We start from the raw sequence: 22,904 nt of genomic DNA on the forward strand, positions 1-22,904 counted from the left end.
TAGTATAGCTGATTAATTAATTATATTTTACACATAAATTTTTAATATTAACTTCAAGTCCGCTCCTTTTCTCCCAAATGCAAAATCAACACCAAACCCCCTTGTTAGATGCCCTAAAGGCTTATACAACCCACGCTCACGCGCCTTTTTACACCCCAGGACATAAGCAAGGTATGGGCATTTCTCAACCCTTGGCTGACTTACTGGGTACAAAAGTCTTTCAGGCTGATTTAACAGAACTAGCAGATTTAGATAATTTGTTTGCACCCCAAGGGGTAATTCAATCCGCCCAAGCACTAGCAGCAGAGGCTTTTGGCGCATCACAAACATGGTTTCTTGTCAATGGTTCAACCTGTGGAATTGAGGCGGCAATTTTGGCTACCTGTAGTCCTGGGGATAAAATTATCTTGCCGCGTAATGTGCATTCATCGGCTATTTCTGGGTTAATTCTCTCTGGTGCTATTCCAATTTTTGTTAATCCTGAATATGACCCAGTTTCAGATATTGCTCACAGTATCACACCCGCATCTGTGGAAGCTGCATTACAAAAGCATCCTCAAGCCAAAGCAGTTTTGGTAGTCTATCCCACATATTACGGTGTTTGTGGAGATTTGCAAGCGATCGCCCAAATCACCCACCAATATCATATCCCCTTACTCGTAGACGAGGCACACGGAGCGCACTTTGCCTTTCATCCCCAATTACCCACCCCCGCCTTAGCCGCCGGCGCAGATTTAACTGTACAATCTACTCATAAGGTACTCGGTGCCATGACACAAGCATCAATGTTACACATCCAAGGACACAGCATAGATATTCACCGAGTCAACAAAGCTTTACAACTTGTCCAGTCTACCAGTCCTAGTTATATCCTTTTAGCTTCCTTAGATGCTGCACGTCAACAAATGGCACTCCACGGAAAAGCCCTGATGTCTCGCACCCTGGAACTTGCAGATATAGCCAGAAGCAGAATCAGCACTATTGCCGGATTATCCATTTTACAACTACCCAATTTAGACCAAACACGGCTAACTGTCAACGTTTCCGGCTTAGGTTTCACAGGATTTGCAGCCGAAACAATTCTGGATGAACAGCTAGGTGTTACCCCTGAGTTGGCCTCATGGCAACATCTCACCTTTATTATTACTCTAGGGAACACCTTAGCTGATATTGAGCAATTGGTGCAAGGTTTCACCTCTCTAGAGAAGATGAACCACCATTGTCATCCCCCAAGCGGTAAGGCGTTGATTGTCGGCGATAATTTAACAACCGTTTCCCCCCGTGAAGCTTTTTTTGCTGCTAATGAAATTTTACCCTTAGCACAAACCAGCGATCGCATCTGCGCTGAAATTGTCTGTCCTTATCCCCCCGGAATCCCGGTTTTAATGCCAGGGGAATTGATTACTAAATCGGCATTAGAATATTTACAACAAGTTCAAGCCATGGGTGGACTAATCACTGGTTGCGCAGATCCCAGTCTGAAAAATTTAAAAGTTGTTAAAAATCAATGCGGAACCTAGACCGTTTGCGAAACCTCCCCCCTCAGGAGAAATACACAAAAGACACAAATCAAGAAATTTAAAAAATAGCATATGGGAGCAAAAATTGATATCATGTGCGTTAAATTACTTTGAAAATTGATGTCATGTGCGTTAAATTACTTTTAATGCTGACAAAACCCCAAGGATAGCCTTGACGGGACTATACTTTGTTTAATCCCCATTCTCTCATTCACTACTTCTTATGTTTCTTTTTATTCAAGTTCTTGTGTGTGTCCTGTTGGTGATTGCTGTAGGTATGCGGCTTTCCCAAAGCGCTGATGTTGTAGCTGAGAAAACAGGCTTGGGGCGTACCTGGGTTGGTGGTCTACTTTTGGCCGGTGTCACATCATTACCAGAATTGGCTACAGGAGTCAGTGCAGTAACGGTATTAGACGCTCCAGATTTAGCAGTCGGGGGTATTTTGGGTAGTTGTCTGTTCAATTTAATGGTTTTGGGAATACTCGATCTTGTCAGCGGACGGGAGCCATTACTTAAACGCGCACCAGTGGGTCTGGGTTTGTCCGCTAGTTTAGGTTGTGCGATGTTGGGGTTAACTGCTGCGGGAATGCTATTAACTAACAAAGGAATTCATCTGGCTTTCGGATGGGTTGGTATTCCCAGTTTGTTATTAATCCTACTTTATGTAGTCAGCGCCCGGATCATGACACAGTTTGAAATCAGGCGAATGGCTGCGGTTATCTTGGAAGTGGAACCAGAAGCTGCTCAATACCAACATATTAAACGTGGACGAGCTTATCTGAATTTTACCTTACTGGCTCTAGCTACCGTACTTTTAGGTGTGTGGCTGGCGTATTTGGGGGATGAGATAGCAACAACCACTGGATTGGGACAAAGCTTTATAGGCTCCTTGTTACTAGCTGCGGCCACATCACTACCGGAAGTGGTGGTATCCCTGGAAGCAATTCGCATGAATGCAGTAGAAATGGCAGTTTCTAATATTTTCGGCTCTAATCTCTGGAATTTAGCGATTCTGGGAATTTACGATGTGGCGTACCTCAAAGGTGATTTGTGGTTGCAAATTAGTGATGTGCATCTGTTTACTGCGATCATTTCCATGATCATGACCTCCGTCGCCATTGTTGGACTAATCTATCATGCGGTCAGTCGCTCCCGGATGTATGTAACTTGGGATGGACTGACTCTGATCGCTCTCTACATTGGTGGGATGTATATCATATACCGCAATTGAGTCGCCATGGCTCCGGCGATCGCACTGGCGAACAGAGAAGTCAACGCCGTACCAAATAGCCACCAAGCTGCATTAGCCACAATTCTCTTGGTTTCTTCAGCTTGAATTTGTGCCTGTTCTTGAATTGCTTGGAGGCGTTTTTTGGTTTCTTCCTGGAGGCGTTCAACTCTATGCAATATACTATCCCGCGCCGCTTCTATTTGGTTAATAATGCGGTTAGCATCCTCCGGGGAAATATCCTCACGAGAACTGAGAATAGCTACCAAGGTATCACGATTAAATTGATTCAGGCGATCGCGCAAAGCCTCAAATCCAGCTTGGGGATCATCGAATAATTTAGCAAAGTCTTGCTGAATGCTCTCATAATTCAGTTCTGGACGCTCCAAGGAGTTGAGATAATCGCGAATTTTGGCAAAAACTCCCTCAATTACCGATTCTACCCTTTCCTGAACCTGCTGCCATTGCTGCACAACTGAATCACGCACCGACTCAATTTGATCCACGATGCGGTTAGCTTCCTCTTGGGAAATATCCTCCCTTTGAGATAATAAAGCCACAATTGTGGAACGGTCAAATCGCCCCAGGCGATCGCCTAAATTAGCCAATCCCACTTGTGGATCTCGCAGCAATAATTGCACATCACGTTTAATGCTTTCTGGGTTGAGTTCCTCTTTATCAGTGTGAAGCAAATAATTTTCTAGATGAGCTTCAAAATCCCTAACTCTTTGAGCCGCACGACTAGTATAGCGTCGTGGTGTTCTAATTATACTATTAATCCCCAACTTTATCTGATCAATGATCTGATTAACTTGCCCTGGGGTCAAATCTTGACGTTGACTCAGAAGTTTTACCAATGTATCACGGTCAACCGATAGGCGATGGCGGAATGCTAAAGCACCCTCCCGCGGGTCAGCGAGTAATGTTTCCAAATCTCTCCTCATACCTTCTGGGTTGAGTGTTTCCAAGTTAGTATTGCGCAGATATTCGCTCAATTTATTGATTGTTGTTTGCGGTACTTGTAAAATGCGCTCAACTACTGCTTGGATTTCCTCAAAGGTTTGGTTAACCTCCTCCTCGCTTAAATCTTCTCTTTGACTCAGTAACTTTACCACTGTATCCCGGTTAAAATGGGATAGGCGATTGCGGATTAAATTAATTCCTACTTCCGGTTGTTCTACTAAAGCGGCAAAATCACGTTTAATACCTTCAGGATTTAATTCTGCTTTGTTGGTATTCCGCAGATACTCTTCTATTCTTTGCCATAATTCATTGGCCGTTGCTCTTTCTTGATTCGAGACGCGATCGCAGATACTTTCTAATTGACCGACAATCTGATCAGCTTCTGCTGTACTCAAATCTTGACGATGTAAAAGCAATTGCACAAAAGCATCACGGTCAAATGCTTGTAAGCCGATATCTAAATCTGTAAAATCTTCTAATAAATTGCTCACATCCCGCTCAATAGCATCTGGACTCAGTTCTGCTTTACCTGTAGAACGCAAATAATTTTCTATCCGTAAGCGCAGTTCGTCACCTTTTTCCCGGACTTCGGCCTGTTGAACAATTTCTAAAACTTCCTCCCGAATACTTTCCATCTGCTGACTAATTTCCGTCACCCTACCCTCGCTGATATCACCCCGCTGTTTGAGCCAGTTTCTAAAATCCTCTTGATTGATTTGGCTTAATTCCCAGCGCGTGGTGGTAGGATCTGCCTGTGGATCATAGATCACTTCTTGAAATTCATCTCTGATTGTCGTGCGGTTAAAATGCCAAGGTAAACAATTGAGAATGTAGTCTTCTACATCCGCTTTGATACTATTGTAGGTTGGCTGTGGTAATCTTGCAGTTATTTTACTTTGTAACTGTGCGGTAATTTTTTCCACATCTATATCTTCAACTTTGTCTCTGAGCTTTTGTATTTGAGTGGTAATTTTTTCTAGATCAATATCAGAAAAGTCTACCCGATCTAATACTGCTGGTATACCACTACTCAAACCATATTTTATCCCTTCTTGAATCCAAGCATTGCGACCATTACCATTTTCTCTAACTCCCACCAATTTCTCAAGACGTTCACCTAATTTTTCAGATTTCAACTCTTCGGGTGTAGCAGATTTAATTAAATTAATCACTTGCTCCGTAGGACTTTGAGGAGCAACAACTTGTTTCCAAGCCTGTTCTAGTTGGTCAGCAATTTGATTAATTTCTTTTTTGGATAAATTTGTCTGACTGCTAATTAAATCCACAAATGTTTGGCGATTTATTTTTTCTGCTAAATCACCCCCACCAATAGATGATAAATCTACATCGCCCAGTATCCGCTCAAACTGTTGGCGAATATCGGCTAAATCTAGTTGTGGTATTTGCAGAGCTTTTAAGGAACCTTGTAGAGTATTCTTAATACTTTCAGCATCTAAACCCGAAGTTAATTCCCGCCGGACTGTATCTATAATTTCTTCAGCAGTAGAAACCGCTGGTTTTTTCGCCACATTAGCCCTAACTGCACCGAGTATAGCCTGTAATCCTGCATTTGTAGTATTTATAAAGGAGCTAATCAAAGAACCCAGGGTTGATGAACCCAGCCAAACCACTAAGGAAAAGTAGGTAGACCAGATAACTACACCCATAATTGCTCCTAGGAGCATACTTTCAATTAAGCTCAGTTTGACTGCTAGAAAACAAGCCATAAATAATGCAATACTGGCGCTGATTAATCCCCAAAATCCCACCTTCTTTTCAATTTTGCGAATCGTACCGCCCCAGGTACTCGACTCACCACCAGCAGCGGAATCACTTCCTAAAGATAAAATTCCTACCGCTAGAGAAAAATTTGTCAGTAAAAATTGGAAGGCCAAAGCCATTAAGGTACCAGCTAATAGTGCGACTATCAACTTCGGACCAGAAAACAGTAATGATACTTGTTCTGGAGTTAAACTTTCTGAAGTTCCATTTCTGGTTGCTATCTCCATAGGTAGCCAAACCCACTTCAAAATGGTTCCCACACTTGGAAACATAATCATAAGATTTTCCTAGTCCTACTGAATGCAATAACCATTTCTCACATTTTAAATATTCATTTATCTATAACTCCACTTTCTTAGGTCATAAACCCCTGTTCCCAAAGTCATATTTTTTATAATTCTATTTAACTATTATTGATTAATTCCCTACCCAAATAGAAGGTAAAAGCCATAATTTAAATCTCCACAATAATTCACATACTGTTTTGGGGATATCAATACTTATGTCTAATGAAAGAGATCGCAATTATGTCAAGGGATTGATGGAAATCCTCAATAAAAATGTGTAAATAGAAGGTGTTGATAGCATTTTTATATAGAAGGATGCAGTTTAATACAGCACTTTTCAACTAAATGAAGTACACATCTTAAGATCATAACTCCTCTAGGATGGGTATGGATCCCCGCCCTTGTGTACGTCAATCAAATCAAATGCGCTGTAATTTACCAGATACAATTAACTGGCTAAGTTAAGGTACAGAATTGGCAAGAATCTAAACGATATCAATAAAGATGAGGTTTGTTAAAATGGTAGTTAACGTACATAGACGAGCTGTAGGTACTTTTTCTAACCGTAGAGATGTTGAAAAAGCATTGCATGAATTGAAAAGTTCCGGCTTTTCCATGGAGGGAGTTTCTGTTATCGCCAAAGATGCAGAACACAGAGGTGATATTGCTGGTACTCCAACCAGAGAACAGGTAGGTAATAAAGCCGATGAAGGTGCTGCAGCTGGAGCAATTTCTGGCGGCGCTTTGGGCGGTATTACTGGTTTATTAGTCGGTCTGGGAACTTTAGCAATTCCAGGAATTGGGCCGATTATGCTCGCGGGTGCAACAGCAACAACTTTGGCGACAACTCTAGCAGGCGCTGGTATAGGTGCTGCTGCTGGTGGTCTAATAGGTGCCTTAATCGGCTTAGGAATTCCCGAAGAACGGGCTAGAGTTTATCAGCAGCGGGTTGAACAAGGACATTATTTAGTGATTATAGAAGGCACAGACGCAGAAATTACCACAGCAGAAGCAATTTTTAACCGCTACGGTGTTCAAGATTTTGGTGTTTATGACTACCCCAATGACGGTAGAGAACATAGACATCAGACTACACCAGTTGTACAAACAGTTCCTAGCGATCGCCATGAACCGACAGTAGTGATTGTAGACCGTCGTGATGAAAAACTTTAATCTAAACTGACAACACTTTCATTTTATTTATTGGAACTAGGAAGAGCGCCAGAGAATGCTTGCTACTCCTAAAAACGCCAATATATTTTCACAATTTCAATTTGTGAGGAAGAGTTACAAAATGCAAAAGCTCACTCCTTTTTTAATTAGTTGCGTTGTATTATTGGGTGCGGTTGCTTGTGAAGATGTGGCGAGAACCGATAGGACTGCTCCCGCTCCCGGTGAAGTTGTAGAAGCACCAACCCCAGAAGAAAGACAAGCCTCACTTGAAGATTCTCAAAGCGAAATCCGCAGAAGACAACTAGATGCTGATATTCGCGCCCGTGAAGAGCGAACTGATGCTTTAGCCGATGATACTACCGACAGAACTCCAGAAGACTTAGCCAGTGAAGTTCGTTCTAAATTAGAAGCGAATATACCTGATGGCCGATTAACAGTTCAGGCTACAGAACAAGGTACAGTCATTGTCTCAGGAACTGTAAATAATCAGGCGCAGTTATCTAAAATTGAACCATTAGCCCAAGAAATTAACGGTGTTAATGATGTGATTGTTAATGCAGTTGTTGCGCCGCCACGGGGATAAATTGGTGGAATTAAAGCTTAGTTACTAGGAAAAACTAAATAATTCCAGGGTAGTGAGGGAATCTAACCCTCATTACTGGCAAATCCAGATAATTATACATTACCCTATTAATTAAAAATTTTCACCCAGATCACAAACCCGATTGTGATCTGTATTAATATCCAGTAATTTAAAAGAAATGCTGTAACTACCAACATCAAAAACTATGGAAACTGAACAAAAGGAACTCGAAGCAGTTATCGCACCTAATGGAATACTACCACCTTCTAGGGATGCAAACTTAGCAAAGCTAACGCCAGCTTATGAACCCCAAGCTCAATGGCAACAAGTTGCTAGAAGCACAACTGACTTTTTAGGAGAATTTCCTGAATATGTAAGTAGCTTTTTTTATAAAAATCAGCGCTCTTTAAGCAACTTAGCTTTAATTATTACAGCAGTGATTACACTTAAATTAGTAATAGCTGTAGTAAGTGCCATAAATGATGTTCCCCTACTAGCACCATTTTTTGAGTTGATTGGTCTTACTTACTTTACTTGGTTTAGTTGGCGATATCTAGCTAAATCTGAAACTCGCCAAGAATTAACTCAGAAAATTCGATTGTGGAAACAAGAAGTTTTGGGTGAGTAATTTTCTCAACCATAGAAATAACCTCACCCCAACCCCTCTCCTGACTCAGAAGAGGGGAGTATTTCCCAGAGTAAAAGATTTGATTTCGGAATTATGCCATTGCCTTTGATGCCATTCCGCGACCAAGGGACGGAGAATAAATTGAGGATGCTCATCCCCTGTAACGTCAATGCGTAAACTGGAATAAGGTCGTCTCTTTTGAGAACCGTAACCATGACGACCGATGAATAAATGCGATCGCGCCACTAATTTACTGCTATCTCCCACAGTTTCTCTTAAATCCGGGCCTTCAGTTCTTTGGCGACGCAGACTATACCCACTACCGCCACAGACAACCCAGTGAATATTAGCGTCAGCGTGTCCTGTATCCAAAGTTTGCAGATGTTCTAAGCAATGAGCATGACCATTTAAGACTAAATCCACTAGGGGTCGTCCCTGTGTCAAATAACCTACTTCTGCCGCCACCGCATCCAGTACACCGCGTAGGCGATGGCGAATGGCTAAAGTTTGCGCTTGTTGCCATTTTGTCGCTTCAGTCACATAAGGCGGATGGTGAAAATAAAGGACTCTTCCCCGTATATCTGCCGTATTCCAAGATTTAATTAGTCTTTTTTTTAACCACTCCAATTGTTCGATATCAGTCACGGTTGTTTTATCGGTGTTTAATTGCTTGTCAATATCAACAATCAGTTCCTCAATTTGTGATATTTGACCTTGTAAGTCATCCAGTTTCTCCGCTGCGCTGGGATGCTCAGGATTTAGCTTGGCTGAAGTTTCCATGATTTGCAGCTTTTCGTGCTCAAAATCCTGACGGCGTTTTTCTAACAGTCTACGCTGTTCTATTCCGGCGCGTGTTTCAGGTATTGCCGCTGGTTCATTAAATGTATTAGAATCAAGGGCAAAAAAGTCAATTCCCCCGTAGCAAAACGTATAATACCGATTTGGTAACCGGGTAAAGCGCCCCGCTTGGTAATTCAGACAGCGCCCTGTATCTGTCTGAGCCGTATAGTAATTATCTAAGTGTTTTCCTAACTGACCGGGAACCTGAAAAGCTTGGAGATAATCTAAAAATGCCTTTGCATAAGCCCTACCCTTCCCAGAACCATGTAAGCCTACATCCAGTGCTAATTGCGATGGTAATAAACGCCGAATGGGTAAAGTGGTGAGGGAAAGTAAACTTAATATCGGTGGTAAGTCATAGTAATCATGATTTCCCGGTACTGGGAACACAGGAAAATTAAAAACCATCTGGTCATAAGCAATTTTTTCTGGATGTTCTCCACCCACCAGAAATTCTCGGTAAGGTCGGATAAAGTTCTGCTGGTAATATTCACTTGAACCCACTAAATAAATTACATCACCCGTGTGTAAGATAAAACTGCATTCCGGGCGATGGGGTAGAATTTGTTCTGCAACCCGTCGCTGCGGATGATGTCCCCTGTGACTACCAGTCCCACTGTCACCCACTACCAAAAAAGAAAACTCTGGATTATCTGGGTGGTTGTTCCCCAAAACTAGCCGAGTTTGGTCAATCCCGCGCTGTAAAATTAACGGGTCTTGCCATTTGACTCTTTGCTGCATCTTGCTAATTTTTTTAGCCGTCGCTGGATCAAAAACGAGTTTCAATACAACCTACTCCTGAATTTTACTGCTATCTTTGCTGTCAACTGTTAAATTAGGAAGTCCCTCTAGTTTTTCCACCGGGCTAACTGCTTGGTCAAAAGGGACAAAAATTTTCAAGCCTGCTGGTACACAATGAACTTCAATGGGAGTTGTACCAATGATTTCACCATCTAAAACTACCTTTTGGGGCGGTAAGGCGTTAATTTTGAATCGGTTTCCCCGCAGGTAGCCGATATCATCTCGCTCTACTGGGCTACCAGTGGAAGCCGTTTGTAATAAATGAAATGTCGCGGCGATCGCTCCTGCTTTACTTTCCGGAGCCACTATGGTTAAATCTAGTAGTCCATCATCATAAATTATACCTGCTGGACCATGAGCTAAAACTGAACTAGGAGGAGCAGCATTGGCTACTGTTACAGCTGATGCAGTGGTTCTGATCAATTTATCATCAGTCTCAATTTCAACCTCAAAGCTCTGTAAATTACGCAGTTGTTGTACTCCGGCTAAAATATAAGCCATAATCCCCAGGCGTTTTTTAGCTTCTGGACCTGTCATTTCTACAGTATCGGCTTCAAAGCCGACACCTGCCAGTAGTACCATAGGCTTACCGTTACAATAAGCTGTATCTACATATCGAGTCCCCGCCTGCAAAATTGTCTGACAAGCAGCGTCAATGGTGTCAGGTATTTTTAATGCCGCAGCGAAAGCGTTGGCTGTTCCCCTAGAAATAATCCCCAAGGGAATATCAGTACCCACTATAGCAGTAGCAGCCGCCGACAAAGTGCCATCCCCCCCTGCCACGATAATTGCTTGTGCACCCTGTTTAACAGCTAGTTCAGCTAATTTGTCAGCACCAAGTTCTGCTGTTGTGTAATAAATATTCAAGTCAATTTCTGGCTCTAATAATGCCCGAATCATCGCCAGTTCTTGCTCTGGGTCTCCTTGACCCGCCACTGGATTAAAGATAAGGCAAGCGGAACGGTTCATGGGTAGAAAACTTCAGTTTCATAAAATTAAGTTATCAAATTATCGGGCTGTCTGTCCTCTACCCGTGAAGTTGGGTTGTAGCCGGGAAATGTTAACTAATTCAGCAAAATGTAAAAAAATGTAAAAAAAACCGCATAAAGTTTACCTGAATTTAGACAATAACAATCCGGAGACTTACCCACTGCGGTAATCTAGATGAGAATAACTTGATCGCCTGGTTTTAAGATACTGTTTTATTTATGACTTCAGTTGTTTCCAGTCCTGCACGCACCATCCGCATTGGTTCTCGTAAAAGTCAACTCGCCCTAGTTCAGACCGACTGGGTAAGAGAACAACTTCAGAAAAGCTTTCCTGATATCACTTTTGAAGTCCATACCATGTCTACCCAAGGCGACAAAATCTTGGATGTAGCATTAGCTAAAATTGGCGATAAGGGACTATTTACTAAAGAGTTAGAAGTGGGAATGCTCAGTCAGGAGATTGACTTTGCAGTTCATTCCCTCAAGGATCTACCCACTAATTTACCAGAAGGGTTAACCCTGGCAGTGATTACAGAGCGGGAAAACCCCGCAGATGCCCTCGTGGTACATGAGAAGTATCAGGATAAGCAAATTGAAACTTTGCCAGCAGGTGCAGTTATTGGCACATCTTCCTTAAGACGACTCGCACAGTTACGCCACAAATTCCCCCATTTCACTTTTAAGGATGTCCGGGGAAATTTAAATACACGCATGGCTAAACTGGATGCGGGGGAATATGATGCCCTAATTTTGGCAGCGGCGGGATTACAGCGCCTGGGAATGAGCGATCGCATTCATCAAATTCTCCCCCCAGAAATTTCCCTCCATGCAGTAGGACAAGGTGCTTTAGGGATAGAATGCCGTGCAGATGACCAGGAAATCATCACCATCCTCAAAGCCATTGAACACCCTCAAACCCGCGATCGCTGTCTCGCCGAAAGAGCATTTTTGCGGGTGCTCGAAGGCGGTTGTCAAGTACCTATAGGTGTAAATACAGAGATAAATAGTGATGTATTAACACTAACGGGCATAGTTGCCAGTGTGGATGGTCAAAAACTGGTAAAAGACACTGTGACAGGTGCTGCTAAGGATGCTGAAAACCTAGGCGCAGAACTAGCACAACTGTTACGCCAACAAGGTGCACAGGAAATCCTAGAGGAAATATTTACCGAAATTCAACGGGGTTCCTGAGATATTGGGTCAGCAGATGTGATTAGATCAGTACTAGAGCTAGTCCTAAGCTGACTATTTTATAGACAAAACTATACTTATGTTGACAAGAATTGACATAAGTGAGTTAAGAAAATCGCCCACTTGATATATAATCCTACGATATCAAGTATTGAATTAAGACTATTGCCAACGCGAAAACCAAGCAATGATAGCGGTAGTCTTTCTTGTAAATCTTAAGAGAAATATCGCGTCTGGCTAAGGCGTGCAAGTCTACTGAGGGATAACCGCTCCCATGCTCCTGTTGAAGTAGAAAGTAAAGTCTAGCTTTGTCTAGGTTTTATATAGCAGTGCAAAACTTGATAACTCAAAACAGATAAGCATAACCGGGGAAATAAAAACTACCATGCGGATTCTATTTGTTGCAGCAGAAGCAGCTCCCGTGGCCAAAGTGGGAGGAATGGGGGATGTGGTGGGTGCATTACCCAAAATATTGAGACAAATGGGGCATGATGTCCGCATATTCTTGCCTTATTATGGCTTCCTCCCAGACAAAATGCAGATTCCTGAAGCACCAATTTGGAAGGGATATGCCATGTTCCAGGACTTTGAAGTTTACGAAAGTGTTTTACCTGGTACTGACGTTCCCTTGTACTTATTCGGACATCCTGTATTTTTACCCCGCCGGATTTATAGTGGTGATGATGAGGACTGGCGGTTTACTTTTTTTGCCAATGGCGCAGCTGAATTTTGCTGGAACTACTGGAAACCACAAATTATCCACTGTCACGATTGGCACACGGGCATGATTCCGGTGTGGATGCACCAAGACCCGGATATCAGCACTGTGTTTACTATTCACAACCTCGCCTATCAAGGGCCGTGGAGATGGTATTTAGAAAAAATTACTTGGTGTCCATGGTATATGCAGGGACATAATACCATGGCAGCAGCGGTACAGTACGCTGACCGGGTAAATACAGTTTCTCCCACTTATGCTGAACAAATCAAAACTCCTGCTTACGGCGAAACCCTAGAAGGTTTGCTATCTTTTATCAGTGGTAAATTATCCGGGATTATCAATGGTATAGACCTTGAGCTTTACGATCCCGCCACGGATAAAGCCATCAGCGAAAACTTTACTATCGATACCCTGGATAAACGCAAGGCTAACAAAATTGCTCTCCAAGAAGAAGTAGGTTTAGAAGTTAACAGCAAAGCCTTTTTAATTGGCATGGTAACACGGTTAGTAGAGCAAAAAGGTATTGATCTGGTCTTGCAAATCCTAGACCGTTTCATGGCTTATACTGATGCCCAATTCGTGCTGTTGGGAACAGGCGATCGCTACTACGAAACCCAAATGTGGCAGTTAGCATCCCGCTATCCTGGAAGGATGGCAACTTATCTGCTATATAATGATTCCCTGTCTCGTCGGATTTATGCTGGTGCTGATACTTTCTTAATGCCTAGCCGATTTGAACCCTGCGGTATCAGTCAAATGATGTCTTTGCGTTATGGTTGTCCCCCTATTGTGCGCCGTACAGGTGGACTAGTGGACACCGTATTGCACCATGACCCCATGAACGCCGCCGGTACTGGTTATTGTTTTGACCGCTATGAACCATTAGATCTGTTCACCTGTATGATCCGAGCTTGGGAAGGCTTCCGTTTCCAACCTCAATGGCAGGAATTGCAAAAACGTGGTATGAGCCAGAACTTCAGTTGGCATGAATCCGCCAAGCAGTATGTAAAGTTATATAAATCAATTTTCGGCTTACCAGAGGAAGAGGAATAGCTACAACTGGAATCATACTAAATCCTGATTCCATCATCAAATAATTTTCTTAACTCATGACCCAGACCCTCGGAATTAACCTGATGGTCCTGATCATGAGTTTTTTTAGTTATCTACTATAGTAGCTCAGGGCAATAAAAACATCGATTATACCACAAAATAGTACTCTTCGTTACTTAGGCAATTTTCAAACTGTGGAAGTATAGAGCAATGGCGGGCAAATTCACACTGATATTTGTTGTATTCAGTCCCTACCCTTAAGCTATCCATTACCCGGATTTTTCTCAAGATTTCTCACAGCGATGGCTCACCACTACCCTAACCCTTAATCCTCAGTTGTTCATGCTCAATAAAATGAGGTTGTTATCGATCACAATCAGTTAGGTTTTGTCAACAGTATTGTAATTTTCAAATTATCGAAATCCTTTCGAGAACCTCAAGAAATATGTGGGTAACGCATTAGACCTTCAGGGCAGGGTTTAATCCTTTTGACTCCCCAGAATCGCAATTGTGAAGGTAATTGAAATTACAGAAAAATTAAATCCCCAGCTGCAAAAATTCTGGACAAATTCTCAATTGATTGCACAAAGGAGCAATTATGGACTACATGGCTTATTCACATATGTTTATGGCCAACGAAGAAGCAAATGAGGATCATGTTCCTAACTTTCAGTTTGAGTGGAAAAAACTCTTCATGCCTTCTGGAGTGGTTACAGCTAGAGAATATAATTTCTCCGAGAAGCAATTATACGGGCTAAATTTTCTTAAATCTTCTGCTTGGTTATTTTTAGCTGGGCTTAGTATATTTTTTGGTACAGTCAGCCACGCTCACACATCTGCAAGATCATACGTCAGTACTAACGGCAGTTGTCTGAGTGTCCGTGAACAGCCTAGCGTCAACTCTCGAATTGTAGACTGTCTTCCCAATGGTACGGAAATCAGGGATGGGCAAATTATCAATGGTTTTTCTAAGCTGTCTCGCAATAGATTTGTTTCTGCGAGATGGATTAGCAGAACACCAAATTATCGTCGTCGTAACACTCATATTACTAGTCGTGGTGTTGGTAGCTCAGTTAGTCTGAGGTTTGGATCTCGTAGTTCATCTGTGAGAGAAGTTCAACGAGCTTTAGGTGTGCAACCAACGGGATATTATGGACCTGTCACTACTCGCGCAGTCCGACAATTTCAGGCTCGCAATAACTTACCTGTTGACGGTATTGTTGGTCCCCAAACTCGTAGGGTTTTATTTGGGAATACTTACAGAAGTTCTCAGGGGAGAGGAGTTAATCTGAGATTAGGATCTCGAGGCGCATCTGTCAGAGAAGTTCAAAGAGCTTTAGGTGTTCAACCCACGGGATATTATTGGACCTGTCACTACTCGCGCAGTCCGACAATTTCAGGCTCGCAATAACTTACCTATTGATGGTATGGTCGGTTCTCAAACTCGCAGGGTTTTATTGGGGCGTTAATTCAAAATAATTTTGCACAATTTCTAAGATGCGTTCGGCTGCGTGACCGTCTCCATAAGGATTGATGGCGTTGGCCATTGCGTCATAGACCTTGGGGTTACTTAGTAAGTCTGCGGCTGCTTGAACAATTTTCTGCGCTGTGGTTCCTACAAGTTTGGCTGTACCAGCAGTTACAGCCTCTGGCCTTTCTGTAGTCTCTCGCAGAACCAATACTGGTTTTCCCAGGCTTGGGGCTTCTTCTTGCAAACCACCAGAGTCAGTTAATAAGAAATGCGATCGCCCAATTGCCCCCACTAGTTCGGCATAATCTAAAGGTTCAATTAAAAAGATGCGGGGATGATTCCCTAATAGTCCTTGTAATGGTTCTCGCACTGTGGGGTTACGGTGCAATGGTAACACCAAGGCTGTATCAGGAAACTTATCTAATATCTGTAAAAATGCTTGGGCGATCGCTTGTAATGGTTCTCCCCAGTTTTCCCGCCGATGAACTGTTGCTAGCAAGGTACGATATGAATTCCAATTTAAACCCGGTACATTACAGGCGGGTTTAGTTGCAGCTACATTTAATAGTGCATCAATAACAGTGTTACCTGTGATGTGAATTGTTCCCAAAACGCCAGAACGTTGCAAGTTCTCCGCCGCCCAGGGAGTAGGCGCAAAATGTAACTGGGTGAGTTGAGAAATCAGCCGCCGATTCGCTTCTTCTGGATATGGATTCCATAACTCGTCAGTTCTTAACCCAGCTTCTACATGAGCAACGGGGATTTTTTGGTAAAATGCTGCCAAAGCAGCGGCAAAAGCTGTCGTAGTGTCTCCCTGAACTATGACTAATTCCGGCTGACTTTTGTGAAATAATTTTTCTAATCCCTGTAAGCTGCGACAAGTAATATCATTTAAGGTTTGCTGGGGCTGCATAATTTCTAAATCATCATCAGCCTTTAGGTTGAATAACTGCATCACTTGCTCTACCATCTCGCGATGCTGTCCAGTTAAAATTACCTGTAAGTCAAATTTTGGCGAATTTTGAAATACTTGAATGACAGGAGCCAGTTTAATCGCCTCCGGACGTGTACCTAAAATAATGCCAACTTTCTTTTTAATAGTCATTTTTGCAGAATATATCATTACCTGATCAGTACAAACTATAGCAATCCTATATTCAAGATCGAGAAATTAAACATGAAAAAACCCGGCTTAACCGGGCAGATGCTCTGTTTGTCGAATTGATCAGAACGAACTATACCTCAATTTCACACGTTAAAGGACAAGCAGCGTATACAGAAGAGGTCTGTATTTGCTCTCCTTCTCCATGTAACCAGCTCAACCACTTGACTTGATTGGGGTGTACACCTTTAACAGTCAACACGCCAGCAGCGATCATTACTCCCAGGACGTTCAACATAATTAAACCGCCTGATACCAGCAAAACCGCACTAACAGGCATTACAGATTGCAAGACAATTGACAATAAGCATCCGACCGTAGCCATTAAAAAGACTAATGGAAAACCGACAACCAACAAGCATACTGCCAATGTGAACGTCCAAATCAAAAAACTTTTGATCATCAAGGAGTAGGTCTTTCCTAGATTAGAGCCTTTAGCCGAAACCATGACTTTTCCTCCCAAAAATATACAGCAAGGTTTTCATTTCAGTCATATATCGTTTTTAACGACTTAACTGAATTGTTCAATTGAAGTTTAAGTATATAGAATGCTTTTCTTAAAATGAGCATTTATTTACTAAACTTTACACTTCATTTTTGATAAAGATGAGTGTAAGCTCAATTTCCCTCGTGATTTGCCACCTAGTTTCTGGCCTCTATCTTCGGGAATACTTCAGAATATGACTTGGCTATGCCAGTTTTTTCCCAGTTTTAAATTCAGTCTTACTTAACATTTCTTATCAAGGTTACTACTAATTCTCATAATTCTCATAAAAGACTGAAAAGCTCCTCAGTGTTGCCGGCTGCAAACGCAACCGGCAAATCTAACGTAGATTTAGCTAAATATTATTGAGTATTGAAAATAACTAAAAAATCGATAAATTATACGGTATTTTGTGCAGCAACTATATATGAGCCAAAAAATCAGAAAAATATATAAAAATATATAAAATGACAGGGGGTTATTGCTTTTGATCAAGTCACATGGTTTCTGTGGGGATAAGTTTAGGTAGAATACAGGGTAAAAACAATCTTCTCAGTTTTGTTCTCCCTCAACCCTGTAACTAAATTGATCACTGATAAACTATCAAAACCGCAATTGTTTAAAGGTATTGCCCTTTTTACACCAGGAGGGGATTTAATTTACTGCATCGACCCTAACAAGCAGGGGCGATGGCATTTACATTTATGTGCGGCTTTGCAGGAAATCTTGGACTTACCAGAACCGCCACATTTTTTAGTGCCTTGCTATACTGCAACTATTGACCAGTGGTTAGATCCACATACTCACCAAGTCAGAACATTTGCTGAAGCCTATCCATCTGTTATGCGACATCAGGCTCTACTGAATGCCATTTTTGGCACGGATTTAGTTTGGCAAACAGCACCTTGGCAAGAGGGATTGTGCGATCATATGGTCTTAGCAACTTATCGCTCCACCTTTCCCCAACTTTGGCAAGACCATGATTTAATAGTCAATTTGGACTCCTCCCAAGCTCGAGTACAGTCTGATATACCTATGAACCTTACACAAAGCTTACAGTTACAAGCAGAATGTTATGTTTTGCGGCTGTTTGTGGCTGGACATAGTTTGAACACACAACGCATTCTTCAGAATCTCCACGGACTTTTGGAGCGATCGCTGGGGTATCCTTACACCATGAAAGTGATTGATGTTTTAACCAATCCAGAACAGGCGGAAATTGATCAAGTTTCTGCCACACCCACTCTGGTTAAGGTTTGGCCGCAACCAATTCGGCGCATTGTTGGGGATATAGATAATGTAGACAAACTGTTACAGATGTTAGGCGCTACAGATAAACAATATTAACACTAAAAAAACATTTTCACTCATCTAACTAAAAGAGGACATCCCGACCGTCGAAAGAGCCACATCTGGAGTGGAGACAGCAAAGAGTTTATTTGTCAGGGTGGGTTAACAGGTATGGTATAATTGCTTGTTAAGCAGCATATTAGTAAACTCGCCTCCACTGCTAGAATCAAGGATGAATGTGTGTTGACACAGGGGAGTGTGAATATCTGGTGTTTTTCAGGAAGCACCAAGTAGATAACTACGCCACGAGCAGAAAGATAGAAATAATTCCCAGGGATTAAATTGATGCAGCAAACTGTAGATTGGTGTCCAGTTAATCAGGGTCAAGTTGTTTCCGTTCGCGGGAGTATTATTGATATTCTATTTGATCAACAGCTTCCCGATGTTTATACCCAGTTGTTAGCGGGGGAAAATTACAGCGTGGTCATAGAGGTGATGAGTCACATTGACGATCAGACCGTGCGCGGAATTGCTTTGACACCAACATCAGGTTTAGCCCGAGGTTCTTTGGTAACCAATACGGGACATCCCCTACAGGTTCCAGTGGGAAAACGACTGCTGGGGAGAGTGTTCAATGTCTTTGGCCAGACAATTGATCGCAAACCAGAGATATCCGGGGGAGAATGGCGATCGCTTCATCAGTCCCCTGTACCCCTAATTGAGCAGTCAACAAATTCAGAAATTTTGGAAACTGGGATTAAAGCTATTGATATTCTCGCACCTTTAGAACGAGGTGGGAAGGCAGGATTATTTGGCGGTGCAGGTGTGGGTAAGACTGTGTTGATTACTGAGATGATTCACAACATAGTCAGGGAGTATCACGGAATTAGTCTGTTTTGTGGAATTGGTGAACGAAGCAGGGAAGCAGAAGAACTCTATCGAGAGATGCAAGAGGCTGGTGTATTAGAGAATACTGTCATGATTTTTGGTCAGATGAATGAACCCCCCGGGGCGAGATTTCGTGTAGGACAAGCAGCGCTGACCATGGCTGAATATTTCCGCGATGATCTTAAACAAGATGTGTTCTTATTGATTGATAATATTTTTCGGTTTATCCAAGCGGGACAAGAAGTTTCCGGTTTAATGGGGCGCATCCCCTCCCGGGTTGGTTACCAACCCACCCTAGAAACAGAACTAGCTCAATTACAAGAACGCATCGCCAACACCCCCAGCGCCGCCATTACCTCCGTACAAGCTGTATATGTTCCCGCCGATGATTTTACTGACCCCGCAGCAGTTCACACCTTTGGTCATTTATCAGCATCACTTGTGCTGTCTCGTAAACGTGCTAGTGAGGGATTTTATCCAGCAGTTGACCCCTTAAAGTCCAACTCGAAAATGCTGACACCGCCAATAGTGGGAAACCACCACTACCAGATAGCTCAAGCTGTGAGACAAACCTTAGCAAACTACGAAGACCTTAAAGATATTATCGCCATTTTAGGCATAGAAGAACTTTCAGCTAGTGATCGCCAAACAGTCAACCGCGCCAGACGACTAGAAAGATTTTTAACTCAACCTTTCTTCAGTACAGAACAGTTTACAGGGAAACAAGGCAAACTAGTCAGTTTAGAAGCTGCACTTGCAGGATGCGATCGCATTCTCAATGATGAATTTGCTGATCATCCAGAGCGCTCACTTTACATGATTGGTACAGTTGATGAATTAATAAATAATTATTAATTATTTATTTATTAACTTGTTATCTACTCTGGCTTTGTGTACTTAGTTATTTCTTATACTATATAACAAGTATGAAAATAAAAATCCTCCTCCCTACAAAGATTCTTTTAGAAGAACCAGCCACAAAAATCAACGCCGAAGCTGAAAACGGCGCTTTTGGCATACTACCAAATCATATAGACTTTGTAACTGCCCTAGTCCCCAGTATATTATCCTTTGTAACACCACAAGGGCAAGAAAATTTTCTGGCTGTAGATCAAGGAATTTTAGTCAAATGTGGTAACCAAGTCCTGATATCAACTAGACAAGCCATCAGAGGTAATAATTTAGAAACATTACAACAAACAGTAGAAACAGAATTTAAAAAATTGAATGAAAAACAAAAAATGGCGCGTTCCGCCGCAGCTAAATTAGAAATTAGTTTTATGCGTGGTCTTGTAAAAGTAGGAAGTGCAAACAGTGAAGCACCCACATAAATCATTACCAAAAAAACGCCATAAATCAGACAGAGAATTTCAACAGCAGATAAAAAGCAAATTAGCCCGGAAATTGGCAGCGCAAAGACAAAAAGACGAAAGTATATGGTTTAATCTAGGCATGATCGGTCTTGTGGGATGGTCGATCACCATTCCCACATTACTTGGTATTGCCCTAGGCATTTGGATTGATAAAACATCGACTAGCCAATACTCCTGGACATTAATGATGCTATTTATAGGGCTGATACTCGGCTGTCTCAACGCCTGGTTCTGGGTACAACAGCAAAGCACAAATCAATAGAGATAGAAAAAAATTAACTAACATCATGAACAATATTTTATATTTATTCATCGCCTTACCATTGGGATTTACCTTGGGAATTTTCTATTTTGTGAGTTTATGGTTAACCGTAAGACAAATACCCACAACCCAATGGCCATTTCGCTTAATTGTCGGTAGTTTATTTGGTCGCCTCAGTATCACTATACTCGGATTATATCTGATTATGGATGGAAACTGGCAACGAGTCCTAATTGCCCTATTAGGGTTCTTACTGTCCCGTATCATCTTCATGCATTTTTGGCAACTAAAACAGGAATCTAACTATGGAAATTAGTCCTGATAATCTAATTTTTTGGCAATGGAAATTCATCAAGATTAATGCCACCATTGCATTTACTTGGCTGGTGATGATTCTCTTAGTTGTGGTATCTTGGATGATCACCCGTAACCTAAAAGTGAAACCACCAATTTCACCTTGGCAAAACTGCCTAGAAATAATTATAGATACCATCAACCAGCAAATTAGAGAAGTTAGTCAACAAGAACCAAATCAATATTTGCCTTTTGTCGGTACTTTGTTTCTGTTTATAGCTGTCGCTAATATACTGACTATTTTCCCTGGTTATCAAGTTCCCACAGGTTCCCTCTCTACTACAGCGGCCTTAGCTTTGTCTGTCTTTGTAGCTGTGCCCTTGTTTGGGATTCTCAATCGAGGTTTATTAGGTTATCTCAGAAATTATATTCAGCCTACACCTTTAATGTTGCCTTTCAATATTATTAGCGAATTCTCCCGGACTCTGGCTTTAGCTGTGCGCTTGTTTGGTAATATTATGAGTGGTTCTATGTTAGTGGCTATTTTGCTTTCTCTTGTGCCTTTATTTTTTCCGATTATAATTAGGTTATTGGGGCTGTTAATTGGGATTATTCAAGCATATATTTTCGCAATTTTGGCTATGGTATATATTGCCTCTGCAACTCGGGCTTATAGGGGAAGGTAGGAAGTAAATTGTAATCTATTTGTCCAAAGATATAGCCTTTTTCAGGCTCATGAAGTACACACCAATTCCCTATTCCCTATTCCCTGTTCCCTGTTCCCTGTTCCCTCAAACTAAAAAAAAATGTACCTCACGAGCATGGTAAATGCTATATACACAGATAAACACAGATGAATATTGATAATATTGGTTTGATTGGTATGGTTTCTATTATTATTGCTGGTTTGACTATTGCAATTGGTTCGGTTGGTCCGGCTATTGCTGAAGGTTGGGCAGTGGCCAGGGCTTTGGGCGCAATAGCTCAACAACCAGACCAAGCTAACACTATTACTCGCACTTTATTTGTGGGTTTGGCAATTATTGAGTCTACGGCTATTTATTGTTTTGTGGTATCAATGATTTTGATTTTTGCTAATCCTTTTTGGGATTATTTTACTAGCAAATAATTCAGGGTGAGATTATCTATGCTGATTGATTGGTTTACAGTCATCGCTCAAATTATCAACTTCCTAATTTTAGTTTTTTTACTGTGGCGGTTTTTGTACAAACCCATAACTAAAACTATGGCAGAACGCCAGCGAAAAATTACCAATCGCTGGGAAGAAGCACAATTAAAACAGGAAGAAGCAGAACAAGAAGCTCAATTATATCGCCGACAGCAACAAGAATTAAATGAACAACGTGCTACTTTAATCAATCAAGCTAGAGCCACAGCCGATGAAGAACGTCAACAATTAATCCACCAAGCGCGCCAAGAAATTGAATCGATGCAGATAAGATGGCGGGAAGCAATTGAGCGGGAGCAAGATGAATTTTTAACAAGTTTGCGCCAACAAGTACAGGAACAAACCTATGCAATTACCCGCCGTGCTTTGCAAGATTTAGCAGATGCAAGTTTAGAACAACAAGTGATCAAGGTATTTTTAAATCGTCTGCAAAAAATAGATAGAACAGAAATTCAAACACTGGTAAACCAATCATCGCCAGAAATTGTTATTTATAGCAGTTTTGATATTTCCCCACCTGAGCGAGCAAAAATTGTTAATACCTTGGAAGCCCAAAAAATCAGTCAAGATAAAAATATCAAATTTACCATATCCTCAGATAACATCTGCGGTATAAAACTACAAATATCCAATTATCAAGTTTCCTGGACATTCAACGACTACCTAGAAACCCTCTCAGAAGAATTCTCCGCCATCATCAAACAAAGCACGAATTAAAATTCTCCTCCTTTT

General features: G+C 41.7%; 22 protein-coding genes. 17 read left to right on the forward strand and 5 right to left on the reverse strand.

Features of this window, described 5'->3' with window-relative positions:
• The first annotated feature begins 77 nt into the window (after nucleotides 1–77).
• A complete protein-coding gene (locus AC6IZ0_RS04675) occupies nucleotides 78–1,520 on the forward strand; it encodes an aminotransferase class I/II-fold pyridoxal phosphate-dependent enzyme (protein WP_497725257.1) in 1,443 nt (480 codons plus the stop codon).
• A gap of 223 nt (nucleotides 1,521–1,743) precedes the next feature.
• The gene (locus AC6IZ0_RS04680) at nucleotides 1,744–2,751 is read left to right on the forward strand and encodes a sodium:calcium antiporter (protein WP_497725258.1); all 1,008 of its coding nucleotides are present in this window, start codon (nucleotides 1,744–1,746) and stop codon (nucleotides 2,749–2,751) included.
• On the opposite strand, the gene AC6IZ0_RS04685 is transcribed toward AC6IZ0_RS04680, so the two are convergent.
• Nucleotides 2,715–5,765: an MFS transporter gene (locus AC6IZ0_RS04685; RefSeq protein ID WP_497725998.1), complete on the reverse strand. Its 3,051-nt coding sequence runs from the start codon at nucleotides 5,763–5,765 to the stop codon at nucleotides 2,715–2,717. The two genes, AC6IZ0_RS04680 and AC6IZ0_RS04685, sit on opposite strands and share 37 nt — an antisense overlap.
• Nucleotides 5,766–6,299: 534 nt before the next feature.
• Here AC6IZ0_RS04685 and AC6IZ0_RS04690 point away from each other — a divergent pair.
• From AC6IZ0_RS04690 to AC6IZ0_RS04700, 3 genes are all read left to right on the forward strand, one after another.
• Nucleotides 6,300–6,953: a general stress protein gene (locus AC6IZ0_RS04690; protein ID WP_497725259.1), complete on the forward strand. Its 654-nt coding sequence runs from the start codon at nucleotides 6,300–6,302 to the stop codon at nucleotides 6,951–6,953.
• Between the two features lie 121 nt (nucleotides 6,954–7,074).
• Complete coding sequence (locus tag AC6IZ0_RS04695) at nucleotides 7,075–7,536, forward strand: BON domain-containing protein (protein WP_271731502.1); 462 nt, start codon at nucleotides 7,075–7,077, stop codon at nucleotides 7,534–7,536.
• Between the two features lie 205 nt (nucleotides 7,537–7,741).
• Nucleotides 7,742–8,164: a CAAD domain-containing protein gene (locus AC6IZ0_RS04700; RefSeq protein WP_271731501.1), complete on the forward strand. Its 423-nt coding sequence runs from the start codon at nucleotides 7,742–7,744 to the stop codon at nucleotides 8,162–8,164.
• A gap of 45 nt (nucleotides 8,165–8,209) precedes the next feature.
• On the opposite strand, the gene AC6IZ0_RS04705 is transcribed toward AC6IZ0_RS04700, so the two are convergent.
• Nucleotides 8,210–9,790 carry a metallophosphoesterase family protein gene (locus AC6IZ0_RS04705; RefSeq protein ID WP_271731499.1) on the reverse strand — a complete coding sequence of 527 codons (1,581 nt, stop codon included), beginning with the start codon at nucleotides 9,788–9,790 and terminating at the stop codon, nucleotides 8,210–8,212.
• 6 nt (nucleotides 9,791–9,796) lie between these two features.
• Nucleotides 9,797–10,774 (reverse strand): YegS/Rv2252/BmrU family lipid kinase, encoded by a 978-nt coding sequence (locus tag AC6IZ0_RS04710; protein ID WP_497725260.1) that lies wholly within the window; start codon nucleotides 10,772–10,774, stop codon nucleotides 9,797–9,799.
• 239 nt (nucleotides 10,775–11,013) lie between these two features.
• Here AC6IZ0_RS04710 and hemC point away from each other — a divergent pair, with 239 nt between their 5' ends.
• The 4 genes from hemC (at nucleotide 11,014) to AC6IZ0_RS04730 (ending at nucleotide 15,228) form a co-directional block, all read left to right on the forward strand.
• Nucleotides 11,014–11,985 (forward strand): hydroxymethylbilane synthase, encoded by a 972-nt coding sequence (gene hemC / locus AC6IZ0_RS04715; RefSeq protein ID WP_497725261.1) that lies wholly within the window; start codon nucleotides 11,014–11,016, stop codon nucleotides 11,983–11,985.
• A 385-nt stretch (nucleotides 11,986–12,370) separates the two neighbouring features.
• Nucleotides 12,371–13,759 (forward strand): glycogen synthase GlgA, encoded by a 1,389-nt coding sequence (gene glgA, locus AC6IZ0_RS04720; protein WP_497725262.1) that lies wholly within the window; start codon nucleotides 12,371–12,373, stop codon nucleotides 13,757–13,759.
• A gap of 598 nt (nucleotides 13,760–14,357) precedes the next feature.
• Nucleotides 14,358–15,170 carry a peptidoglycan-binding protein gene (locus tag AC6IZ0_RS04725; protein WP_497725263.1) on the forward strand — a complete coding sequence of 271 codons (813 nt, stop codon included), beginning with the start codon at nucleotides 14,358–14,360 and terminating at the stop codon, nucleotides 15,168–15,170.
• Entirely contained in the window at nucleotides 15,121–15,228 is a 108-nt protein-coding gene (locus AC6IZ0_RS04730) for a peptidoglycan-binding domain-containing protein (protein ID WP_497725999.1), read from the forward strand. Before AC6IZ0_RS04725 ends, AC6IZ0_RS04730 begins: the two co-directional genes overlap by 50 nt.
• Here AC6IZ0_RS04730 and wecB read toward each other — a convergent pair.
• The gene (wecB, locus tag AC6IZ0_RS04735; protein WP_497725264.1) at nucleotides 15,214–16,335 is read right to left on the reverse strand and encodes a non-hydrolyzing UDP-N-acetylglucosamine 2-epimerase; all 1,122 of its coding nucleotides are present in this window, start codon (nucleotides 16,333–16,335) and stop codon (nucleotides 15,214–15,216) included. The genes AC6IZ0_RS04730 and wecB overlap by 15 nt on opposite strands.
• 130 nt (nucleotides 16,336–16,465) lie before the next feature.
• A complete protein-coding gene (locus AC6IZ0_RS04740) occupies nucleotides 16,466–16,840 on the reverse strand; it encodes a hypothetical protein (protein WP_271732526.1) in 375 nt (124 codons plus the stop codon).
• A 621-nt stretch (nucleotides 16,841–17,461) separates the two neighbouring features.
• Between AC6IZ0_RS04740 and AC6IZ0_RS04745 the strand changes: the two genes are divergently transcribed.
• The 8 genes from AC6IZ0_RS04745 (at nucleotide 17,462) to AC6IZ0_RS04780 (ending at nucleotide 22,889) form a co-directional block, all read left to right on the forward strand.
• Nucleotides 17,462–18,223, forward strand: coding sequence for a circadian clock KaiB family protein (locus AC6IZ0_RS04745; RefSeq protein WP_497725265.1), 762 nt, complete (start codon nucleotides 17,462–17,464; stop codon nucleotides 18,221–18,223).
• Nucleotides 18,224–18,511: 288 nt separating this feature from the next.
• Nucleotides 18,512–19,909, forward strand: coding sequence for a F0F1 ATP synthase subunit beta (atpD, locus tag AC6IZ0_RS04750; RefSeq protein WP_271732528.1), 1,398 nt, complete (start codon nucleotides 18,512–18,514; stop codon nucleotides 19,907–19,909).
• Between the two features lie 71 nt (nucleotides 19,910–19,980).
• Nucleotides 19,981–20,385 carry a F0F1 ATP synthase subunit epsilon gene (locus tag AC6IZ0_RS04755; RefSeq protein WP_271732529.1) on the forward strand — a complete coding sequence of 135 codons (405 nt, stop codon included), beginning with the start codon at nucleotides 19,981–19,983 and terminating at the stop codon, nucleotides 20,383–20,385.
• Nucleotides 20,369–20,689 (forward strand): AtpZ/AtpI family protein, encoded by a 321-nt coding sequence (locus AC6IZ0_RS04760; RefSeq protein ID WP_271732530.1) that lies wholly within the window; start codon nucleotides 20,369–20,371, stop codon nucleotides 20,687–20,689. The genes AC6IZ0_RS04755 and AC6IZ0_RS04760 overlap by 17 nt, the downstream gene beginning before the upstream one ends.
• A 25-nt stretch (nucleotides 20,690–20,714) precedes the next feature.
• On the forward strand, nucleotides 20,715–21,005 hold the full coding sequence (locus AC6IZ0_RS04765; RefSeq protein ID WP_497725266.1) for an N-ATPase subunit AtpR: 291 nt from the start codon (nucleotides 20,715–20,717) through the stop codon (nucleotides 21,003–21,005).
• On the forward strand, nucleotides 20,995–21,669 hold the full coding sequence (locus tag AC6IZ0_RS04770; RefSeq protein ID WP_497725267.1) for a F0F1 ATP synthase subunit A: 675 nt from the start codon (nucleotides 20,995–20,997) through the stop codon (nucleotides 21,667–21,669). The genes AC6IZ0_RS04765 and AC6IZ0_RS04770 overlap by 11 nt, the downstream gene beginning before the upstream one ends.
• 167 nt (nucleotides 21,670–21,836) lie before the next feature.
• Complete coding sequence (locus AC6IZ0_RS04775) at nucleotides 21,837–22,112, forward strand: F0F1 ATP synthase subunit C (protein WP_271732535.1); 276 nt, start codon at nucleotides 21,837–21,839, stop codon at nucleotides 22,110–22,112.
• Nucleotides 22,113–22,130: 18 nt separating this feature from the next.
• Nucleotides 22,131–22,889: a F0F1 ATP synthase subunit B family protein gene (locus tag AC6IZ0_RS04780; protein ID WP_497725268.1), complete on the forward strand. Its 759-nt coding sequence runs from the start codon at nucleotides 22,131–22,133 to the stop codon at nucleotides 22,887–22,889.
• Nucleotides 22,890–22,904: the final 15 nt, after the last annotated feature.

The sequence above is a fragment of the Anabaenopsis sp. NIES-4685 genome (assembly GCF_059725405.1).

What these genes read in the sequence shown, in the direction of transcription:
- AC6IZ0_RS04700 (WP_271731501.1), top strand. Translation starts at nt 7,742, where the DNA reads ATGGAAACTGAACAAAAGGAACTCGAAGCAGTTATCGCACCTAATGGA.
- AC6IZ0_RS04685 (WP_497725998.1), bottom strand. Translation starts at nt 5,765, where the DNA reads ATGTTTCCAAGTGTGGGAACCATTTTGAAGTGGGTTTGGCTACCTATG.
- AC6IZ0_RS04725 (WP_497725263.1), top strand. Translation starts at nt 14,358, where the DNA reads ATGGACTACATGGCTTATTCACATATGTTTATGGCCAACGAAGAAGCA.
- AC6IZ0_RS04710 (WP_497725260.1), bottom strand. Translation starts at nt 10,774, where the DNA reads ATGAACCGTTCCGCTTGCCTTATCTTTAATCCAGTGGCGGGTCAAGGA.
- AC6IZ0_RS04755 (WP_271732529.1), top strand. Translation starts at nt 19,981, where the DNA reads ATGAAAATAAAAATCCTCCTCCCTACAAAGATTCTTTTAGAAGAACCA.
- AC6IZ0_RS04690 (WP_497725259.1), top strand. Translation starts at nt 6,300, where the DNA reads ATGGTAGTTAACGTACATAGACGAGCTGTAGGTACTTTTTCTAACCGT.
- AC6IZ0_RS04770 (WP_497725267.1), top strand. Translation starts at nt 20,995, where the DNA reads ATGGAAATTAGTCCTGATAATCTAATTTTTTGGCAATGGAAATTCATC.
- atpD (WP_271732528.1), top strand. Translation starts at nt 18,512, where the DNA reads ATGCAGCAAACTGTAGATTGGTGTCCAGTTAATCAGGGTCAAGTTGTT.
- AC6IZ0_RS04780 (WP_497725268.1), top strand. Translation starts at nt 22,131, where the DNA reads ATGCTGATTGATTGGTTTACAGTCATCGCTCAAATTATCAACTTCCTA.
- AC6IZ0_RS04775 (WP_271732535.1), top strand. Translation starts at nt 21,837, where the DNA reads ATGAATATTGATAATATTGGTTTGATTGGTATGGTTTCTATTATTATT.
- AC6IZ0_RS04675 (WP_497725257.1), top strand. Translation starts at nt 78, where the DNA reads ATGCAAAATCAACACCAAACCCCCTTGTTAGATGCCCTAAAGGCTTAT.
- hemC (WP_497725261.1), top strand. Translation starts at nt 11,014, where the DNA reads ATGACTTCAGTTGTTTCCAGTCCTGCACGCACCATCCGCATTGGTTCT.
- AC6IZ0_RS04680 (WP_497725258.1), top strand. Translation starts at nt 1,744, where the DNA reads ATGTTTCTTTTTATTCAAGTTCTTGTGTGTGTCCTGTTGGTGATTGCT.
- wecB (WP_497725264.1), bottom strand. Translation starts at nt 16,335, where the DNA reads ATGACTATTAAAAAGAAAGTTGGCATTATTTTAGGTACACGTCCGGAG.
- AC6IZ0_RS04765 (WP_497725266.1), top strand. Translation starts at nt 20,715, where the DNA reads ATGAACAATATTTTATATTTATTCATCGCCTTACCATTGGGATTTACC.
- AC6IZ0_RS04695 (WP_271731502.1), top strand. Translation starts at nt 7,075, where the DNA reads ATGCAAAAGCTCACTCCTTTTTTAATTAGTTGCGTTGTATTATTGGGT.
- glgA (WP_497725262.1), top strand. Translation starts at nt 12,371, where the DNA reads ATGCGGATTCTATTTGTTGCAGCAGAAGCAGCTCCCGTGGCCAAAGTG.
- AC6IZ0_RS04740 (WP_271732526.1), bottom strand. Translation starts at nt 16,840, where the DNA reads ATGGTTTCGGCTAAAGGCTCTAATCTAGGAAAGACCTACTCCTTGATG.